This window comes from Polaromonas sp. P3_C2 (genome assembly GCF_056402675.1).
Map to the genome: position 1 here is coordinate 1 of NZ_JBFUGX010000789.1, position 1708 is coordinate 1708.

General features: G+C 63.8%; 2 protein-coding genes. Both read right to left on the bottom strand.

All coding sequences use genetic code 11. From position 1 onward, the window contains the following. Window positions 1–347: SMP-30/gluconolactonase/LRE family protein (locus AC1DWI_RS21970; protein ID WP_477725765.1), on the bottom strand; the 347-nt coding region annotated here is incomplete at its 3' end. A 226-nt stretch (window positions 348–573) separates the two neighbouring features. Then, the coding region (locus AC1DWI_RS21975) for an ammonium transporter (protein ID WP_477725766.1) at window positions 574–1708 on the bottom strand (1135 nt) is incomplete at its 5' end.

A 1708-nucleotide genomic window follows, 5' to 3' on the forward strand; every position in this document is an offset into this window, starting at 1 on the left:
GCCCAGAAGCGGCCTCGCGGATCGGCCTTGCCGTCGTTGAACCGCGTCGTGTTGGTGTCATGGCCGGCCCGCATGAGCTGCTGGAGCTCGGCGCCCCACTCGCGGGCGCGGTAAATGCCGTCGCGCAATGCGATCACCAGGCCACTGCCTTGCCCCTGTGTACGGGCCGGCGCAATGCTGCCGGGCTCCGACGGCATGGCCCAGCTTTGCACCGTCCCCATAAAGACGTTGCAACGGTGAATCTGCCGGCCTGGAATGTCAACCCAATACAGCATTTGCTCGTCGGGATGCCAGAACGGCGATTCACCCAGTTCACTGGGTTGTGCAACAACGGTTTGCCATGTCATGCGGCGTTCCTTGAAAGGCTGAAAAGTGGACAGGGACCCAAGGTTAGCACCGGCAGGGCCGCCGCCGGAAACGGCCCCCGCAGCCGAATCCCGGCGATCGTGCAACGCCCACGAGGCACGCGTCAAAAAAAACAGCCCACCGGCTTGCGCCAGCGGGCTGAACATCCAAAGGAGATACTCAATCAGGGGGCTGCCCTGGGGCAGCCCGAATTCGTCTGACTATGAATTAACGGTTGTAGGCGGTCTCACCGTGCGAGGTGATGTCCAGGCCTTCGCGTTCGTCTTCTTCGCTGACGCGCAGGCCAATCGTGAGGTCAACCACCTTGTAGGCGATGAAGGAAACCACACCGGACCAGACGATGGTGATCAGCACGGCCTTGGCCTGGATCCAGACCTGGCCGGCGATGGTGTAAGCGTCAGGCGTCACGGCCGTGGCGGTCACCCAGTCACCCACGAAGCTTGGGCCACCCAGGGCTGGCGAGTTGAAGACGCCGGTGAGCAGCGCGCCCAGAATACCGCCCACGCCATGCACGCCGAACACGTCGAGCGAGTCGTCAGCGCCCAGCAGTTTCTTCAGGCCGTTCACACCCCAGAGGCAGGCGAAGCCGGCGATCAGGCCGATGATGAGGCCGCCGCCGATGCCGACGTTGCCGGCTGCGGGCGTGATGGCCACCAGGCCGGCGACAGCGCCGGACGCTGCACCCAGCATCGAGGCCTTGCCGCGCATCAGCGCTTCACCGACGCACCATGCCAGCACAGCGGCAGCGGTAGCACCCAGCGTGTTGATGAAGGCCAGGGCGGCGAAACCGTTGGCTTCCAGGGCGGAGCCGGCGTTGAAGCCGAACCAGCCCACCCACAGCAATGCGGCGCCAACCATGGTCAACGTGAGGCTGTGAGGGGCCATGGCTTCCTTGCCGTAGCCGATACGCTTGCCTATGCAGAAGGCGCCTACCAGGCCGGCGACAGCGGCGTTGATGTGCACCACGGTACCGCCTGCAAAATCCAGGGCGCCCATTTGCCAGATATAACCGCCCTTGGCGCTCATGGCGTCGGCGACTTCCTTGCCGGTGTAGGCGTCAGGGCCCATCCAGAACCAGACCATGTGGGCAATAGGTGCATAGCTGAAGGTGAACCAGATCGCCATGAACAGCAGCACTGCGGAGAACTTGATGCGTTCGGCAAAGGCGCCAACGATCAGCGCGCAGGTGATGCCGGCAAAAGTGGCCTGGAAGGCTGCGAACACGATCTCGGGGATCACGACACCCTTGCTGAAGGTGGCGCCATTGGCAAAGGTGCCCGCGACGTTGTCCCAGATGCCCTTCATGAAGAGCCGGTCGAAGCCGCCGAAGAAGGCGTTGCCT